Below are 16,636 nucleotides of genomic sequence, written 5' to 3'. Positions count from 1 at the left end.
TATCCGGTTGGAAATGCACAAGATCGCCGAGAAGCGGCGCCGGTTTGGCTATCGACGCATCGGTGTCATGCTGGAGCGTGTGGGCATGGTGATGAACGAGAAGAAGCTCTACCGGATTTACCGTGAAGAAGGGCTGTCGGTGCGCCGCCGGCGTGGCCGCAAACGGGCGCATGGCAGCCGCACACCGAGGCCAGTGCCGCTGCGCCCGAACCAGCGCTGGTCGCTGGACTTCCTGTCGGACACCTTCGGGGCCTGCCGAAAGTTCCGCATTCTGGCGGTGAACGATGATTTTTGCCGCGAAAACCTTGGTCTGATCGCCGATACCAGCATCTCGGGGGCAAGGGTCGCGCGTGAGTTGGATGCCTTGGTCCGGATCTATGGAAAACCGGCTTGCATCGTCTCGGACAACGGCACCGAGTTCACGAGCAAGGCCATCCTGAGGTGGGCCAACGACAATGGCGTCGAATGGCATTACATCGACCCAGGCAAACCGCAGCAGAATGGCTACATCGAAAGCTTCAACGGCAGCCTGCGGGACGAATGCCTCAACGAGGAGATATTCGACAGCCTGGGCGAAGCCCGCCGCAAACTGGCGATCTGGCGCTACGACTACAACAACGTCAGGCCGCATTCCTCGCTGGGGAACAGAACACCAGCAGAAGCGCGCCGGACGCTTGAGGCACTTGATGGCAACGCGCCCGGCGCGCTTGCCACACCGGAAACCGACCACTATCAACCCAAGGACTCTCGTTATGAACGAGGGACGACCGGGGGGCAGGTCACCGCGCAGAAACTGACGGACACAACATGAGGGCCTTTTAGACCTTGGGTCCAACCCCCGCCCACGCGGCCTTGGCGAACTCCTCCTGGGTCAACGCTGAGATCATATGCGGAGAAGGAAACATCTCGAGAAAGGCCAGGAACCAGTCCATGCGCGAGCTACGATGGAAACGGCCGGCTTCCGGAAAGTAAAGCGGCAGATAGTAGGTCAAGATGCGGTGCCACAGCTCAGTCTTGGTCCTCGACGCTGCATCATGGGTCTTGGACAACTCCTGAATGTCGTGCGTGCCAGCCACAATCGGGTCCTGAAAGATCCGCACCGCGCGGATCTGCAGCATGTGCAAGATGACCTGCGCATCCTTGGGATCGTCTTCGGGCTTACGCGGCCCCGCCGGGGCCACGGTCCCTCCGACTGTCCCGACTGTTGTGCAGCGCCTCGCGGGTCCGTGCGAGGGCGGCCGATGATACGCGCTTCAGGTCGAACCCGGCGACGCCAAGGCGATCCAACAGAACCCGATGGTCATTGCCGCCAAGCCCATGGTTTGGCGGTTCTTTGAGACTGCGGCCACAATATCCGAAAGATTCTTGCCCATCTCAGGACGCTTTTTGTCCCTGTTCCTCCACCTGATCGCGGCGATCCTTTGGCAGGAAAATCCCCGCTTCCCGCCACAATCGCCGATTGAAAAGTTGCTCAGACCGGACGACCGAATGGCTACGGAGCTACAATAATCTACCCCCGAGCGTGAATTGTGGCTCCATGGGGGTCAAGCCCAATGAGCTGGGACATCTGCGGGCGCACCTCGCTGTAAAACTGAAAGTGGTCGTCTGAGTTCTACGGTCATGTCGTGCTAAAAATGGGGAGGATCACGACCTCTAACTGGTAACTCTCCGTAATAGCCATCACCGCAGGCAGATCGTCGGCATGACCTAATTGACAATAAGTTCCGCGTGAAGCGCGCCGGCAGCGTGTACCGCCTTCAAAATATCAATCATTTCTCTCGGATGGACACCGAGGGAGTTCAAACCTGCGACGACATCGGTCAGCGAGGTTCCTGAGGGCAACTCGGCAAAGCCAATTCCCGGCTCCTTCGTGATATCAACCTGGCTTCTGGGAAGAACGATCGTGTCTCCGGGGGAAAATGGGTTTGGCTGGCTGACAATGGGTGCCTCACGGATTCGGAGTGTCAAATTCCCCTGTGAAACGGCCACATGAGAAATTCGGACATCTGCCCCCATGACCAAGGTACCAGATTTGTGATCGATCACCACGCGCGCCGAGGCCTCGGGTTCGACTTTGACATTTTCAATCTCGCTGACCAAACGCGCAAGCTCAACTTTTCCCACTTGTCGCGGACTGATTTCGATGGTCCCGGCGTCGATCATCCGCGCCAGCCCCTTTCCCAATGTCCGGTTTATCTCTGTCTCCATTCTAGAAGCCGTCGTGAAATCCGGATTTCTAAGCGCAAGCCGCAGCGTCTCCATTTCAGAGAATAAAAAATTGACCTCCCGTTCAATTCTGGCCCCCGAGGGAATTGCACCCGTCGTTGGTACCCCCTGTACGACCGAGGCGGCCTCGGCTCTGGCTTCTGTGCCGCCGGCCAAAACAGATCCCTGTGCCACTGCATAGACCTCACCATCTGCGGCATTTAACGGGGTCATCACCAATGTGCCCCCCAGAAGGCTTTTCGCGTCTCCGATGGCCGAGACGTTTACATCAATTTGGGACCCCGTCCGCGCAAAAGGCGGCAGGGTCGCCGTCACGATTACGGAGGCAACATTCTTTGGTCGAAATGTTTCATCGCTCATGTTCACTCCAAGACGCTCAAGGAGGCTGGACATGATTTCTTCGGTGAAGGGCGAATTTCGAAAGCTGTCCCCGGAGCCGTTCAACCCGACGACGATGCCGTAACCGACGAGGTCGTTGCCCCGAACGCCTTCAACATTGGCAATGTTCTTTATTCTAATGGGGGCCGCATGGATGGGACTGACCAGCGCGAGAACAATGAGGAGGTGAAAAATAAACCGCACTACAGATACTCCACTATACTGAGCTTGGATAGCCGGGCGGTCACCGCATAAAGCGTCTCGATATTTGCTTCTATTTCTTGTAGCGCAATAGCGCTTTCGTAAGGATCAGACGAATTCATTGAATTTTTGATGCTCAAGAATTTTGTGATCTCCTCGTGATTGCGGTTCAGAGCCTTTTCTACCGATTCCTGCCTGCTTCCGACGATCGTCATCGCGGAAGTAAGGGCCGTCTCTCCGCTGACAAGAAGTTCGCCGGCCGTTCTGGCAAGCTCACGTCGCGTGTCATAGCTCAGGTCGGTTCGATCCGAAGTGTAGGACAGGATCGCCAGGCCCTTGAGGGTCGACTTGAAACTTTCGGAAAGTGCCGTGTAATCCAGCGGAACACTATGTTCGCCTGACACCGCTATTGACGTGCTCTCTCCGCTTCGTCCGAGATAGAAATCGGCAAATCCTCCTGCCCCAACCGGCGCGTCGAAATATCCCGATATTGCATCTGTTATGGACGTGATATCCTCTGCGTCGGCAACGGCAGCCGAGAGTTGCGCGATCATCTCTGCACCCGTTCCGACGGCGGGGGTATCGCTCGCCGCCCCGGAAAAAACGAAGCGGCCTCCGACCGAGGTATTTAATGCGCCCAGAGCGGCGTGAAGGTCAGCTGGCGATTTTTTAAGATATATGTCGAGCGTTGCTTCAGATGACACGAGGGCGTCGGAAAGCAAATGTGTTCCGACGGATGCGGCAATGGACTGAATATTTGCCATTGCATTTTGTACCGCTTCAAGAAGGCTTTGCGCTTCTGCGATATTCTGTCCGTACGTCGTCAGCAGCGCCAATCGGTTCTCGACCTGGGTAATATGGCTTAGGTCGCCGCGCAGCGACTTCGAAATATCCTGCTTGACGCCACTGCTGACCTCGGCAGTGAGAGTGTTCAACTTGGATCTGAGCGCCGATTGGGACATGCGGAGTTGATAGCTTCGGGCAAGATCGCTTACGGAATTGAAACTCGTCATGTCAGCCTCAAAATCTGATCAAGCATGTCGTTCGTTGTCTGGAGCACCTTGGCATTCGCGGCATAGGCCGTTTCAAGGGCCAGAAGAGCCTGCATTTCGCTGTCGGTATCGACGCCAAGCGACAGACGCGCCGTCGTCAAGCTGTCTGATCGGGCTTGATCCTGTCCTGCCGTTGCCTCGGTGCTGAGGCGAAGGGATGCTGCCTGAGACGACAACTCACCCGCAATGGTGAGTAGCGAGCGGGGCGAATGCGAAAGTGAGGATGAGCTTGGAACCCGGTTTTCGGACAAGACTGCGCTCATTCGCAAAAGGCCATCGCTTGCGCCGACGTCACCGGCTTCCACGGCCTGGATCCCGGACCGAAGTCTCCACAAATCCCCGCCTTGATCTGGTGAGACGAGCCCTGTGACGAAAATGCGCGAGGCAAATCCGGTTTCGTTTGCGGGATCGAAAGCGGAATGGAGGTCGGTGAAAAGCCCGTGCGAGCCGGGCGAGAGGCTGGGATCGACCGAAGGGTCGGAAAACCGCTCGTAGAGATCGCGTGCCCAGCCATCGATCTTGGCCTGGTAACCTGGGGCCAGGCGATCCCGGATTTCGAAATTCGCCGCGATCGACCCACCGGCAAAGCCGGCAAGTTCGTTGGCGCTGAGGGATCTTCCATTGATCACAAGGGTGCCAAGACTGCCATTTTGCATGGTCATGTCGGCAGCGATGTCGCCGGCCGGACTGAACTCGATGCTGGCTGGCTTAGACCCATCAAGCAACGCAATTCCGCCTTGCGTGAACAGAGCGATCTGCCCGTTGCTTCGGGTGACTTCGACGATCGGAACCGTCTCGGAAATTTCGTCTATCGCAGCTTGCCGAAGGTCCATGAGGCTGGATGTATCCTGACCCTGGGAGGACAGCGCGGTGATCTGCCTGTTCAAACTGGCAACCCTTGCGAGCGACAGGTTCAGTCGTTCGACATCGGTTGCGATGGCCGTGTCCGCAGTCGTACGGGCATCGGCGATTGCCTGAGAAATATCGCGAACCTTGCTCGAAAGCGCCGTCGAGGCATCCAGAACCTCGCGCAGTCGGACATCGCTGTCAGGCCGCGCCGAAGCCGAGATCAATGCCGAATCGAAATTTGTCAGCATGCTCGCGAGGGAGGAACTGTCATTCGCCCCACCAAAGGTGGTTTCCATGACGCCTTGGAAGGCTGAAATATTTCCGGAGGCAGCAGCATTGGCCTGAGCGATCCGGCTGTCACGCAAGAGCGCGGCATTCACCATTCGCTGAACGCCGTCGATCTTGACCCCAGCGCCGTCGGCGGCATGGACTCGCGAAGACAGGCTGAGCTCGCGACGGGCGTAGCCGGCGACCGACTTGTTCGAGATATTGGTTGCGACAATCTCGGTTCCGCGCGTCGTGGCGGCGAGGCCGGAAAGGGCGCTGGAGATTGCGGATGACAGACTCATGTTCCGGCTCCTTTCTCAGCGTGGATCAGCGCTTGATATTGGTGGTTTCCTGCAGCATCTCGTCCACCGTCTGAATGATCTTGGCGTTTGACGAATAAGCGCGCTGTGTCTGGATAAGATCGGTGAGTTCGGCCGCGACATCTGTGGTCGAACTTTCGCGCGCATAGCCCGAAACCGAGCCAGTGGGTCCGTCGCCCGCGTTCCACAGATAGAATGCACCCGAGTCGGGAGAGGCGGCGTAAGCCTGATTGTCCAGAGCCGTGAGGCCGTTGGGGTTCGGCACATCGACCAGGGGGATCTGGAACAGGCGGCGGGTCATGCCATTATCATAGGTGCCCAGCAAAAAACCGCTTTCATCGATCTCGACCGCGGTCAACACGCCGGGGGCAGAGCCGTTTTTGGTGATGTTGGTCGGCGAGAAGCCGGAACTGATCTGGGTCAGTCCGTCCGTTCCGCCAGGTGTTCCGATCATGATCGTGATGTCGCCATGTCCGGCGCGCACCGTCGCTTCGCCGCTGCCCGCCTCATAGCCTTGCCCGGAGAGCATGTTGACTGATTGCAAGGGCCCACCCGGAGCGTCCGCGAATGTCAATTCATAGAGGCCGACCACCGATTCATCGTCGGGGGTGGCGGGATCGTCCAGGGTGGCCGAGTCGCGGATTTCCATCGTCCATTGGTTGCTGCGTCCTGTCCCTTCCGCCCCGACCGTGGGGGTAAAGGTCATGGTCAGCGAATGGGACGCCCCAAGATTGTCGTAATATTCGATCGAGGTGGTTGACGGCGTCACGTCTGAGCCGCCGACAGTGGCTGCGGCGGGCAGATTGAACCCGATGGTCATGCCGGTTGTCGGCTCGGCAAAAACTCCGCTCGTATTCAGCACGACGGGTTGCAGTCCCGCCGCCGAATCCCGAGGCACGGCCGGAACGGTTCCGTTGGCATTGGTCGGCCAACCCATCAGGACAAGGCCGGATGAGGTGCGCAGCACCCCGTTTTCATCCGTCCGGAACGCACCGGTGCGGGTCATGGCAAGCGGCGCGTTGCTGGCCTGGGTGCCATTCATTTCCGAAAGATTGATGACAGGCAGCATGCCCCGGCCGCTGATGGCGATGTCCAGCGGATTGCTCGTGCCGACAAGGCTGCCGCGCTGGTCGACGACGCGACTGCTTTGCGCCAGGACGCCGCCGGCGGTATATTGGCCGCTGTTTCGAGCGCCGCCGAGCACGACGCTTTCGAATTCCGTGGTCACCCGCCGGTAACCATAGGTGCTTGAATTCGCGATATTGTCAGAAATGCTCGCGAGGCGGGCCGAGTTCGCGGAAAGCCCCGAGACGCCGGCGCTGAGAGCGGAAGAGATCGACATATATGGGCTCCTGTCTGAGTCGGATCCGGGATAGTCTGGGTCAGAGGCGGTAAAGATTGGCCTAACGGAACAGGCGGCCTGCGCCCCTATCTCAGTAAAATGACTTCGATCCTGTTATTCTCGGGGTCCATCGGATTGACCGCGCGGTTACGGCGATCGGCCATGGCGCTGACACGCTGAATCCGCCGCGCGTCGAAGCCCCATTTCTCGATGAGGTTTCTCACGGTGTGACCCCGGGCATCGGAAAGCGCCCAGACCGGAGAGTGGATCAGAAGCTCTGGATAGGAGCGGACATGGCCCGCGATGGCGATCGGATTGCGGACCCGCTTGAGGACGCGGGCGAGGATCACGGACAGCTCTTGCAAGACGGGGCTGGCCTGCGCGCTGTCGCCGACGAAAAGCGGGGCATCCGTGAGGTCGGTCAGTTCGATGACCAGCCCCTCATCGGTCATGCGCGTGACGACATGTTTCAGCAGGTTCACTTTCTGCATGGATTCGGCGCCGCTGCCGGTCAACTCGTCCTGCAGATGACGGACGAGGGCATCCAGTTCGGCATCCTGCGCCTGACCGCCCCTGGTATCCCGCGCCGCCCCCAGGCCCTGGCCCGAATTCGTGTCGAAATCCTGTATGTCGCCACCGAAGGCGCCATCCGCGCCGCCTTTGCCCGAATGGACAATGGTCGGGTTGAAGTAATCGGCAAGGCCCTGACGCTGCTTCTCGGTCGTCGCATTGAGCAGCCACATCAGCAGGAAAAAGGCCATCATCGCCGTCACGAAATCCGCATAGGCGACCTTCCATGCCCCGCCATGATGTGCTGATTCGCCCTTGCCCGAGACCCGGCGGATGATGATCGGGTTGCCGCCTCGTTGCGCTGCCATCTGCCACTCCATGCCATCGGCCTTGGCAGGATGGTCTAACCGGGGAGTTCTAAAAGCCAGTTAACAGATCAAATCCCGCCTATTTCACCCAGGGCTTGACGCAGCGCATGGCCTTGCATGGCCCGAGACGCGCATTATCCTGTGCGGGATGCAGAGCGAAGGCACATATGATCTGACCACGGGCGCGGGCCTTGTTGCATGTCCGCGCTGCGATGCCCTGCATGTCGAGCATGATCTTGAACCCGGCGAGACGGCAAGATGTGTGCGTTGCAATGTGGTTCTGGCCCGGCCGCGAGCAGGGGCCTTTACCCGGATCATCGCATTGTCGGTGGCCTCGCTTGTGCTGTTGATCGGGGCGATGTTTTTCCCCTTTCTCGAAATCTCGCGGATGGGGTTTGGCAACCAGACCTCGCTATTCGGCGTGGCGATGGCGTTTTCGGAAGGGCCGCTGATGCCGCTGACGGTGGCGCTGATGGTGACCATCCTCGGTCTTCCCATGCTCAGATCTGTGCTGCTGGTCTATACGTTGCTGCCCTTGTCGCGAAACCGGCCGCCGCTGGCCCATGCGGTCTGGGCCTTTCGCCTGTCCGAGACCTTGCGCCCCTGGTCGATGGCCGAGATCTTTGTCATCGGGACAGCGCTTGCGCTGGTCAAGGTGGCGGGGCTCGCGGCGATCAGCCTGGGCCCGGCCTTCTGGGCCTTTTGCGCGCTGATCCTGGTCAATGCGGCCAGCAATGTCTTTACCAGCGCGACGACGATCTGGGACGCGATCGAGGATGGCGGGATGCGCACGGATGACCGGATGCCGCTTCGGGGACAGGGCCTTGGCTGACACGCGCGATGGCCCCATCCTGACCGCGCATCGCGCCGGGCTGATCGGCTGCCGCGGCTGCGGCCGCGTCTGGCCCGACGCCGAAGAGACCTGCGCGCGATGCGGCGCGGCGCTGGTGCCTCCGGACCGGCGCAGCCTGGCAGCGGTCTGGGCTTGGCTGCTGGCCGGTTTCATCTTCTACGTTCCCGCCAATCTTTTCCCGATGCTCAAGACCAAGACCCTGGGGGGATTGGGCGGCAGCAGCGAATCCACGATCTTTGGCGGCGTGATCGAATTGCTTCATTACGGCAACTGGTTCGTTGCGGGCGTCGTGTTCACGGCGTCGATCATCGTGCCGATCGGCAAGTTCATCGCCATTGCATGGCTTGCGACCGTGGCAGGCAAGCCGGCGACGGTCCATGACGCGCATCGTCGCCTGCTGCTCTACGAGGTCGTCGAATTCATCGGGCGCTGGTCGATGATCGACGTGTTCGTGGTCGCGATTCTGTCGGCTCTGGTGCAACTGGGCTTCGTTGCCTCGATCCATCCCGGCCCGGCGGCGGTGGCATTCGCGCTATCGGTTGCCTTTACAATGCTTTCCGCGCAGAGTTTCGATCCAAGACTGATCTGGCGAGGGCTGCCGTTGCGAAATCGCAAGGACTGAGACTGCAAGATGACCGACACGCCTCCGCCCGCCGGCCCCGAAACCTCCCTGAAACCTGCCGAACCCCTTCGCCGGACCAGTTCCGCGCGCGCCCGGGCCGGGTTTTCCCTGGTCTGGCTGGTGCCGATCCTCGCCTTGGCGGTGACCCTTGCCGTGGGCTGGAATGTGGTGGCCAGCCGCGGAACGGTGATTTCGGTCGATTTCACGGATGCGACGGGGATCACGCCGGGCGAGACACTGCTCAAGTTCCGCGAAATCACCGTCGGCAAGGTCGAATCCGTGCGTTTCACCGAAGATCTCAAGCAGGTCCGCGTGAACATGCGAGTCGACAAGGACCTTGCACCCTTCATCGATGACGAGGCCAAGTTCTGGATCGTCCGGCCAGAGGTCTCGACCCAGGGGATCTCGCGACTGGATACCGTGCTGACGGGCGCCTTCATCGAGGGCTATTGGGACGACCAGCAGACCAGCCGCGAGCAAGACATCTTTCAGGGCCTTGAAAAGCCGCCGCTGACCAGCCTTGGCCAGAAGGGCACGCTGATCGTGATCGAGGCCGACCGCTCGCATGGCATGACCGAAGGCGCGCCGGTGCTATATCGCGGCATCCAGGTCGGCCAGATGCAGAACCTGCGCCTTTCCGAGAATGGCGAGGGAGTGGCGGCAGATGTCTTCATTGCCGCGCCCCATGATGCGCGGCTGACCACCAACACGGTATTCTGGGACACGTCGGGCTTCTCGATATCCTTCGGGGCGCAGGGGATCGCGCTGAACGTGAACTCGCTTGCCTCGGTGTTGCAGGGCGGGGCCGAGTTCGCGACCGTGACGTCGGGTGGCGAGCCGGTCAAGAATGGCCATGTCTTCTCGCTCCAGCCGGACGAGGATACGGCGCGGGCCAATCTGTTCGCCGATAACCGCAATATCCTGCGGCTGAACATGCATGTCGATGAAACGGTCAAGGGGCTCGAGACCGGGGCCAATGTCCAGCATATGGGCGTGACGGTCGGGCGCGTGAGCAATATCGCGGCGCGGATGGTCCAGGGCGCGGACGGAAGCCAGCATATCCTGCAAGAGATCACCCTGACCCTGACACCGGAACGCATCGGCCTCGATGGAGAGATCACCCCCGAACGCGCGCTGGAATTCGCGGCCGAACAGGTTCGCCAGGGTCTGCGCGCCCGGATCGCGAGCGCCGGGTTCTTCGGCACCTCGCTCGAAGTCGAACTGGTCAGCCTGCCGGATGCCCCTGCGGCCGAGATCGACCTTGCGGCCCAGCCCTATCCCGTCATTCCCTCGGTTCCGGGCGAGGTTTCGGATTTCTCGGAAACGGCGCAGGGCTTCCTGTCCCGCGTGGGCCAGCTTCCGCTGGAAGAGGCGCTGAAATCGGTGACCGACATGCTGAACTCGGTGACGGCCATCGCCAGCAGCGAAGACACGCGCGCCATTCCGGGCGCTTTGCGCAGCACGCTGGAGGACGCCAAGGCGACCAGCGGCGAGATGCGCCAGATCGCGGCCGAACTCCGCGAATCCGGTGCGGCCGGGCAAATCCGCAAGATGGTCGACGAGGCCGCCGCCGCCGCCGAGGCGGTGAAACTCGCCGCCGCGGATGTGCCCTCGATGGTCGAGCAAATCGACAAGGCCGCGGGCAAGGTGGGCGAGGTGGATTTCGCCGCCATCTCGACCGAGGCCGAGGGGATCTTGAAAGACCTGCGGGCGATGATCGGCTCGGAGGATGCCGAGGAGCTGCCGCGGAATCTTTCGGATACCCTGCAGGCGGCCTCGGCATTGCTGAACGAGCTTCGCGAGGGTGGTGCGGCAGGCAGCCTGAACGCGGCGCTCGCCTCGGCCAAGACCGCTGCGGATGACGTCTCGACCTCGGCGCAGCGCCTGCCACAGCTTTCGGCCCGTCTCGAGGCATTGGCCGCGCGGGCCGAGTCGGTGATTGCCGCCTATGGCGACCGCTCGGCCTTCAACAACGAATCGATCAACCTGATGCGCGAGATGCGCCGGGCGGCCAATGCCTTCGGCAGCCTCGCGCGGACCATCGAACGCAATCCGCAAGCCTTCATTCTGGGACGATAAGATGCGTCAATTCCTGACCGCCACGCTTGTTCTTGCCGCGCTGGCGGGTTGCTCGAATGGTGAAAAGACCGCCCGCTACCTCATCGATCCGCCCGCGAGCGCCGAGCGGCTGCCGAACCGCTTGGGCACGACCGAGCTGAGGGATGTGTCGCTGCCGGAATATGCCTCGGCGGGCGAGGTCAGTTGGCAAAGCGCCGATGGGGCGGTGCGCTCGAATACGCGGCAGCTTTGGGCCGACAACCCCCAGCGCGCCTTTACCCAGAGCCTTGCCCGGACGATTTCAGATATCTCTGGCGCCACGGTGATCGCCGAGCCCTGGCCCCTGGCCGAGCCGCCGCGGCGGACTTTGGAGGTGCGGGTGGAAAAGGCGCTGGCGCAATCCAACGGGACCTATCGTCTGAGCGGCCGCTATTTCGTTGGCGACAGCCGTTCCGGCGGGGCCAATCAGGCGCGCAGCTTCGACATTGCCGTGCCCATGAGCGGGGGGGAAGATGCCTCACCCGCGGCCGTGGCGCGGGCGCAATCACAGGCGATTGCGCAGCTCGCCCGGCAAATCGCCGTGCTGGGCGGGCCGGGCAGTGCGCTTCGGACCTCATCCCCTCCGCCTGCGGCGATGGACGACATCTTTTCTCAGCCGCTGCCCCCGCTCGAGGGCAGTTGAGCTATTCCTCGGGGTCGAACTGGCCGAAACGACCTGCGGCAAAGACCAGCGGGTGGTCGCCCGGTCCGGCCACGGTCACGCGCAGCACGCGGCCGACCATGACCGTATGATCGCCTGCCTCATGCGCGGCATGGGTTTCGCAATCGAACCGCGCCGCAGCGCCCGGCAGGACCGGCATCCCCAGGTCATTGCGCGTCTCGGGCAGGCCGTCGAACTGCGCGCCCCCCCGTGTGAAGCGCAGGCAGGTCTCAAGCTGCTCGGCACCCAGGACATGCACGGACCAGTGCCGCGCCTCGACAAAATCGGCATGGCGGGTCGAGGATTTCGCCGGGCACCAGAGCACCAGCGGCGGTTCAAGCGAGACGCTGCTGAAGCTGTTCACCGTCATGCCCATCGGGCCCTGGCTGCCCTGGGTCGTGACGACCGTCACGCCGGTGGCAAAGCGCCCCAGTGCCTCGCGAAGCAGGCGGGCCTCGGCATTGGCGGGGTGAAAGGTGATTTCGTCAGCGAGCCGGTCGCGGGTCGCGGGGGGAATGCGGCGCATGCGGGCCCTGTCCTGTGAGGTCGGCCCCATTCATAGCGGCGCTGCCGCGGGGCATCAAGTTTGCGGGGCGGGTCCCAATGCGGCAACCATCTGGCCATGCAGCCGTGGCGGCGCGATCAGCAGCCCATCGGTCAATGCCCGGGCGGTGTTGAACCGCATCGTCCGTCCCGTGACCTCGGTCACCAGACAGCCCGCGCGCTCGGCGATCAAGCTGCCTGCGGCGATGTCCCACTCCCATGCCGCGCGGGTGGATAGCGCCGCGTTGAACCGCCCCTCTGCGACAAGGCACAGCCGCCAGGCCAGCGAGGGCCGGAACTCGCGCCGGATCTGCGGCGTCCGGCCGCGCCAGAACTGCGGCTGAAGACTGGGTTTCGAGGTCAGGACACGCGCCCCCTCCAACTCGTGATCGGCCGGGACAAGCGGCTGTCCGTTCAAGAGCGCGGGTCCATCGGCATGGGCCGAATAGGTCAGGCCCTGGGCGGGCAGATGGACCACGGCGGCGGTGATCCGGTCGCCCGTCGCCACGGCAATGGAATGCGAGAACCCTTCTTGTCCGGCCAGAAAGGCGCGCGTGCCGTCGATCGGGTCGATGATGAAACAATGCCCGGCATCGAGCCGCGAGGCATCATCGGTCGATTCCTCGCTGAGCCAGCCATAACTTGGGCGCGCGCCGCGCAGGACCTGTTCCAGATGCGCGTTGACGGCCAGATCCGCCTCGCTCACCGGACCGGCACCGGCATCCTTTTCCCATGCCTCCGGGTCATTGCGCCAATAGCGCAGGGCGATCTCGCCCGCCTCGCGCGCGGCCTGTTCCAGAAGTTGCAGATCACGCGCCGGCAACGGTCATCCCTTCGACAAGCAGGCTCGGGACGCGCATCGCCCGCCAGTCGCGCGCGTCATTCGCCGCCGTGAGACGCGTCAGCATCTCGCGCAGATTGCCGGCGATGGTGCATTCGTTGACGGCATGGGTGATCTGGCCATTCTCGACCCAGAAGCCGCTGGCCCCGCGCGAATAATCCCCCGTGGTCGAATTGATCGAGGCGCCAAGCATGGAGGTCACGATCAATCCGCGGCCCATCTCGCGGATCAGATCGTCGCACGTCCGGGTTCCGGGGGTCAGAGCAAGGTTGGTTACGCCGGGCGAGGGCGGGTTCCCGGTTCCGCGCATGGCATTCGCGGTCGAGGCCATTCCCAGCTTGCGCCCTGTGGCCAGATCCAGCGTCCAGCCTTGCAGTATCCCGTCTTGGACCAGTGCGCGGCGGGCGGTCGGCAGCCCTTCGGCATCGAAGAGGCGCGAACCGCCCATGCGGGGCAGATGCGGCTCTTCGACCAGATCGAAACCTGCGGGCAGAACCTGCTCTGACAAAGCATTGCGCAGCCAGCTTGCGCCCCGCGCCACGGCCGCGCCATTCACCGCGCTGACCAGATGGCCGATCAACCCCGATGCGACGCGCTCGTCATAGAGAATCGGAAAGGCCCCTGTCGGCGGCTTCCTCGCCCCGGCCCGGGCCACGGTGCGTTCGCCGGCCAGTCGGCCGATCTCTTCGGGCTCCGGCATGTCGGACAGATGCGCCCGGGATTCACCCGCCCAGTCGCGCTCCATGCCGGTGCCCTCGCCCGTGATGGCGATGGTCGACAGGCTATGCCCGCTGCGCGCCAGCCCGGCCGAGAACCCGTTCGTGGCCGCAATCCACATATGCCGGCGCGTATGCGAGGCCGAGGCGGATTCGATCTTGGAGATTCCGCCGACCGCCAGCGCCGCGGCCTCGGCGCGCAACGCGCCCTCTTGCAGGGCCTGCGGGCTGGGCTCGGCGCCGTGATCGAAAAGCTCGAGCCGGCCGCTATCGGTGTCACGGGTCAGTTGCTCGGGCTCGGCAAGGCCGAGACTGTCATCCACCGGTGCCTCGCGCGCCATGGCGACCGCGCGGGCAGCGATTTCCTCGATCGTCCGTGTCGCATGATCCGAGGCCGAGACACAGGCCTGACGGCCCCCGACCAGCACCCGCAATCCGATTTCGACGCCTTCGGCCCGCTCGGCCTGTTCAAGCTTGCCGCCCCGCACATCGACCGAGACGGCGGCGGCCTCGACCGCGACCGCATCGGCCTGATCGGCCCCGGCACGGCGCGCGGCCTCAAGCAGTTGATGGGTCAAGGATTGAAGACGGATCGGATCGGACATGGCTGCTCCCTGCAAGGCGGACGGGGGCCGGAACCCGGTCCGACCCCCGTCGAAATCTGGCCGGAGCGCGGCTAGTCCCGCTCCGGCGGGGTCTTACCTGATCTGCTGGCCATTGGCAAAGACTGCGCCGCCTTCGCGGAATTCGAGATCGGTGGCCATCCTGTCGGTCGTGCCTTCGACCGGCTTGGCGAAAAGCGCCAGCATCATGCGCACGCCCATCATCTGCTCGGCAGGCACGATCCCGATCGTGCCGAGGCTGTCAAGGAGCGTGTTCAGACCCTCATATTCGGCGTGGATCTGGCCCACCGGCGCCTCGATATTGCCGTCCGCCGCGGCCTTCAATTCACCCGTGGCATTGACCTTGGCCCCCAGCAGATCCAGCGCAAGCCGGTTGATCTGCATCTCGACCGGCTCGAAACCGCTGTCCTCCGCATCCGCCATCGCCGCCGTAGGAGCCTGCGCGTCCGGCGCGGCATCCGGGTTCTCTGGCGTGCCGGGCAGCGTCTCTTCGGGCATGGCGAAGAGATCGCGCGTGACCTTCATCAGGCCCGAGAGATCAAGTTCGAGCGAGGCCGGGGCGCGCGACAGCAATGCCTGCGGATCGAAGATCTTCCAGATCTCCTCGGCCATCGTGACCCCGTTCAGGGCATAGGCGAATTTGAAGGGTTGGGCGGCGTCCTGTTGCGACACCGGCAGCAGCAGGTCCATGCTGCCGCTCTCGAAGCCATAGCTGATCGGGAAGGGAACCTGCGGCGAGGTCAGCTGGAACTGCGCAGCCGCCGAGCCGAGCTTGTATCCCATGCCCTGTCGCGACAGGTTGAACGACGCGTCAAAGCCCTTGCCGTCATAGGTGCCCGTGCCGCTGGTGGGCTGACCCTGTTCATCGGTTCCCGAATAGTCGAAATTCGCTTTCGCCACGCCCGCCTTGAGGCTGCCTTCGATGCTGAGCCCCGATTTCAGAGCGGCATCCATTTCCTCTTCCATATTCGTGAATTCGCCCGGAGCCGACAACTTGCCCCGGCTCTCCAGCCCGTCGAGGCTGCCTGCGAATTTCACCATGCCATTCTGATCGTCGGGCACGTCCCCCTCGAAGGTCATCGCCTCCGAGACCATCTCATAGTCATATCTGTTCGGCGATCCGGTGACGGTGTGGAAGGTGCCGCTTGTGCCGGAGAGGCTGAATTTCACCGGCAGCGGGCTTTCACTGCCATTCGTGGTAATCGTGCTGGTCGTCAGTTCGACCGTCGGATAGTCGAATTCATGGGTCATGTCGGCGGCTGCGCCGCTGGTCGTGATCGTGTTGCCGGGGATGCGGACGGTGACCGGAAGTTCGTAGTTTTCACCCTCGGTCTCACTGCCCGACAGGTCCAGTCCGAGTTCCTCGGCGAAGAGGGTCTTGACCTTGCCGTCGCCCAGATCCGTCAGCACCACTTGGGGCAGGGTCAGTTGCATTCTGCCGCTTTCACCGCCGGTGGCGATCACCACGTCGCGCAGCGTCAGCCTGTCGCCCGATTTGTCGCGGCCGCCCTCGGTCACCGAATAGCCCACCGACTGGTAGTAATCGACCCAGGATTGCCAGACCTGTTCGGGGGTGACATCGGCAAATGCAGGCGCGGTCATGGCCGCCAGGGCCAGGGCAGAGCTCGTCAGGCGGAACATCGGATAACCTTTCTTCGGACGTCAAAGGCATAAAAGAACAGGTCGGGCAGTTTTTCCAGTGCCCGGTTCGGGATGTAGCGGGAACTTGAATGACAGGCGAAGAAAAGCGGTCCGGCCCGAAAGCCGGACCTGCCGCTGTCGTCAGGCGTAGATGGATTCCCTGCCGAAATGCTGGCAGAGCATGTAATAGACCACGGCGCGATACTTGTTGCGGTTGGATGTGCCGTATTTCGCCACGACCGATTGGATCGCATCCATCAGCGCCGGTCCGTCGGTCAGGCCAAGCTTTTTCACCAGATAATTATTCTTGATGCGCTCAAGCTCCTCGGGGTCCGACGCCGCGACCGTTTCCGCATCATCGCTGTAAATCGAGGGTCCGCAGCCGATCACCACCTTGGTCAAGAGGTCCATATCGGGCGAATGGCCCAGCTTGTCCTGCATGTCGGCAGCGTATTTCGCGATCAGGTCGTCCCGTTTGCTCATTTTGCTTTCCCCGAAATGTGGTTCTCCGGGGAAAGCGTAGCGG

At 62.4% G+C, this 16,636-nt stretch carries 15 protein-coding genes and 1 pseudogene; 5 read left to right on the top strand and 11 right to left on the bottom strand.

Annotated features, from left to right (window positions below):
* Positions 1-811, top strand: an 811-nt coding sequence (locus ESZ60_RS06660; protein WP_245155602.1) for an IS3 family transposase, incomplete at its 5' end; no start/stop codon positions are given.
* Positions 812-821: 10 nt separating this feature from the next.
* Here ESZ60_RS06660 and ESZ60_RS06655 read toward each other — a convergent pair.
* The 6 genes and pseudogenes from ESZ60_RS06655 to ESZ60_RS06630 form a co-directional block, all read right to left on the bottom strand.
* Positions 822-1,308 (bottom strand): annotated as a pseudogene (locus ESZ60_RS06655) (IS110 family transposase); the annotation flags it as partial.
* A gap of 399 nt (positions 1,309-1,707) precedes the next feature.
* Positions 1,708-2,808, bottom strand: a complete 1,101-nt coding sequence (locus tag ESZ60_RS06650) for a flagellar basal body P-ring protein FlgI (protein WP_134679630.1) — start codon at positions 2,806-2,808, stop codon at positions 1,708-1,710.
* The gene (locus tag ESZ60_RS06645; RefSeq protein ID WP_134679629.1) at positions 2,808-3,818 is read right to left on the bottom strand and encodes a flagellar hook protein; all 1,011 of its coding nucleotides are present in this window, start codon (positions 3,816-3,818) and stop codon (positions 2,808-2,810) included. Before ESZ60_RS06645 ends, ESZ60_RS06650 begins: the two co-directional genes overlap by 1 nt.
* Positions 3,815-5,275: a flagellar hook-associated protein FlgK gene (flgK, locus tag ESZ60_RS06640; protein WP_134679628.1), complete on the bottom strand. Its 1,461-nt coding sequence runs from the start codon at positions 5,273-5,275 to the stop codon at positions 3,815-3,817. Before flgK ends, ESZ60_RS06645 begins: the two co-directional genes overlap by 4 nt.
* Positions 5,276-5,300: 25 nt before the next feature.
* Entirely contained in the window at positions 5,301-6,635 is a 1,335-nt protein-coding gene (locus ESZ60_RS06635; protein WP_134679627.1) for a flagellar hook protein FlgE, read from the bottom strand.
* An 86-nt stretch (positions 6,636-6,721) separates the two neighbouring features.
* Complete coding sequence (locus ESZ60_RS06630; RefSeq protein ID WP_134679626.1) at positions 6,722-7,513, bottom strand: flagellar motor protein MotB; 792 nt, start codon at positions 7,511-7,513, stop codon at positions 6,722-6,724.
* 148 nt (positions 7,514-7,661) lie between these two features.
* Here ESZ60_RS06630 and ESZ60_RS06625 point away from each other — a divergent pair, with 148 nt between their 5' ends.
* From ESZ60_RS06625 to ESZ60_RS06610, 4 genes are read left to right on the top strand one after another with little or no spacing between them, the layout of a single operon-like run.
* Entirely contained in the window at positions 7,662-8,345 is a 684-nt protein-coding gene (locus tag ESZ60_RS06625) for a paraquat-inducible protein A (protein WP_134679625.1), read from the top strand.
* Positions 8,338-8,988, top strand: coding sequence for a paraquat-inducible protein A (locus tag ESZ60_RS06620; protein ID WP_245155601.1), 651 nt, complete (start codon positions 8,338-8,340; stop codon positions 8,986-8,988). The genes ESZ60_RS06625 and ESZ60_RS06620 overlap by 8 nt, the downstream gene beginning before the upstream one ends.
* Positions 8,989-8,997: 9 nt before the next feature.
* Positions 8,998-11,067, top strand: coding sequence for a PqiB family protein (locus ESZ60_RS06615; protein ID WP_134679623.1), 2,070 nt, complete (start codon positions 8,998-9,000; stop codon positions 11,065-11,067).
* Between the two features lies 1 nt (position 11,068).
* Entirely contained in the window at positions 11,069-11,728 is a 660-nt protein-coding gene (locus ESZ60_RS06610) for a PqiC family protein (protein ID WP_134679622.1), read from the top strand.
* A gap of 1 nt (position 11,729) precedes the next feature.
* Here the strand turns inward: ESZ60_RS06610 and ferA are convergent, their stop codons facing one another.
* The 5 genes from ferA to ESZ60_RS06585 form a co-directional block, all read right to left on the bottom strand.
* Entirely contained in the window at positions 11,730-12,272 is a 543-nt protein-coding gene (gene ferA / locus ESZ60_RS06605; protein ID WP_134679621.1) for a flavin reductase FerA, read from the bottom strand.
* Between the two features lie 54 nt (positions 12,273-12,326).
* Positions 12,327-13,112 carry an inositol monophosphatase family protein gene (locus ESZ60_RS06600; protein ID WP_134679620.1) on the bottom strand — a complete coding sequence of 262 codons (786 nt, stop codon included), beginning with the start codon at positions 13,110-13,112 and terminating at the stop codon, positions 12,327-12,329.
* The gene (locus ESZ60_RS06595; RefSeq protein ID WP_134679619.1) at positions 13,099-14,451 is read right to left on the bottom strand and encodes a TldD/PmbA family protein; all 1,353 of its coding nucleotides are present in this window, start codon (positions 14,449-14,451) and stop codon (positions 13,099-13,101) included. The genes ESZ60_RS06600 and ESZ60_RS06595 overlap by 14 nt, the downstream gene beginning before the upstream one ends.
* A 93-nt stretch (positions 14,452-14,544) precedes the next feature.
* Entirely contained in the window at positions 14,545-16,110 is a 1,566-nt protein-coding gene (locus tag ESZ60_RS06590) for a DUF2125 domain-containing protein (RefSeq protein ID WP_134679618.1), read from the bottom strand.
* A 141-nt stretch (positions 16,111-16,251) separates the two neighbouring features.
* Complete coding sequence (locus ESZ60_RS06585) at positions 16,252-16,593, bottom strand: DUF2853 family protein (protein ID WP_134679617.1); 342 nt, start codon at positions 16,591-16,593, stop codon at positions 16,252-16,254.
* Positions 16,594-16,636: the final 43 nt, after the last annotated feature.

It is taken from the genome of Paracoccus ravus, from assembly GCF_004522175.1.
Classification (GTDB): Bacteria; Pseudomonadota; Alphaproteobacteria; order Rhodobacterales; family Rhodobacteraceae; genus Paracoccus; species Paracoccus ravus.
This window is presented reverse-complemented; position numbering and strand designations above follow the sequence as displayed.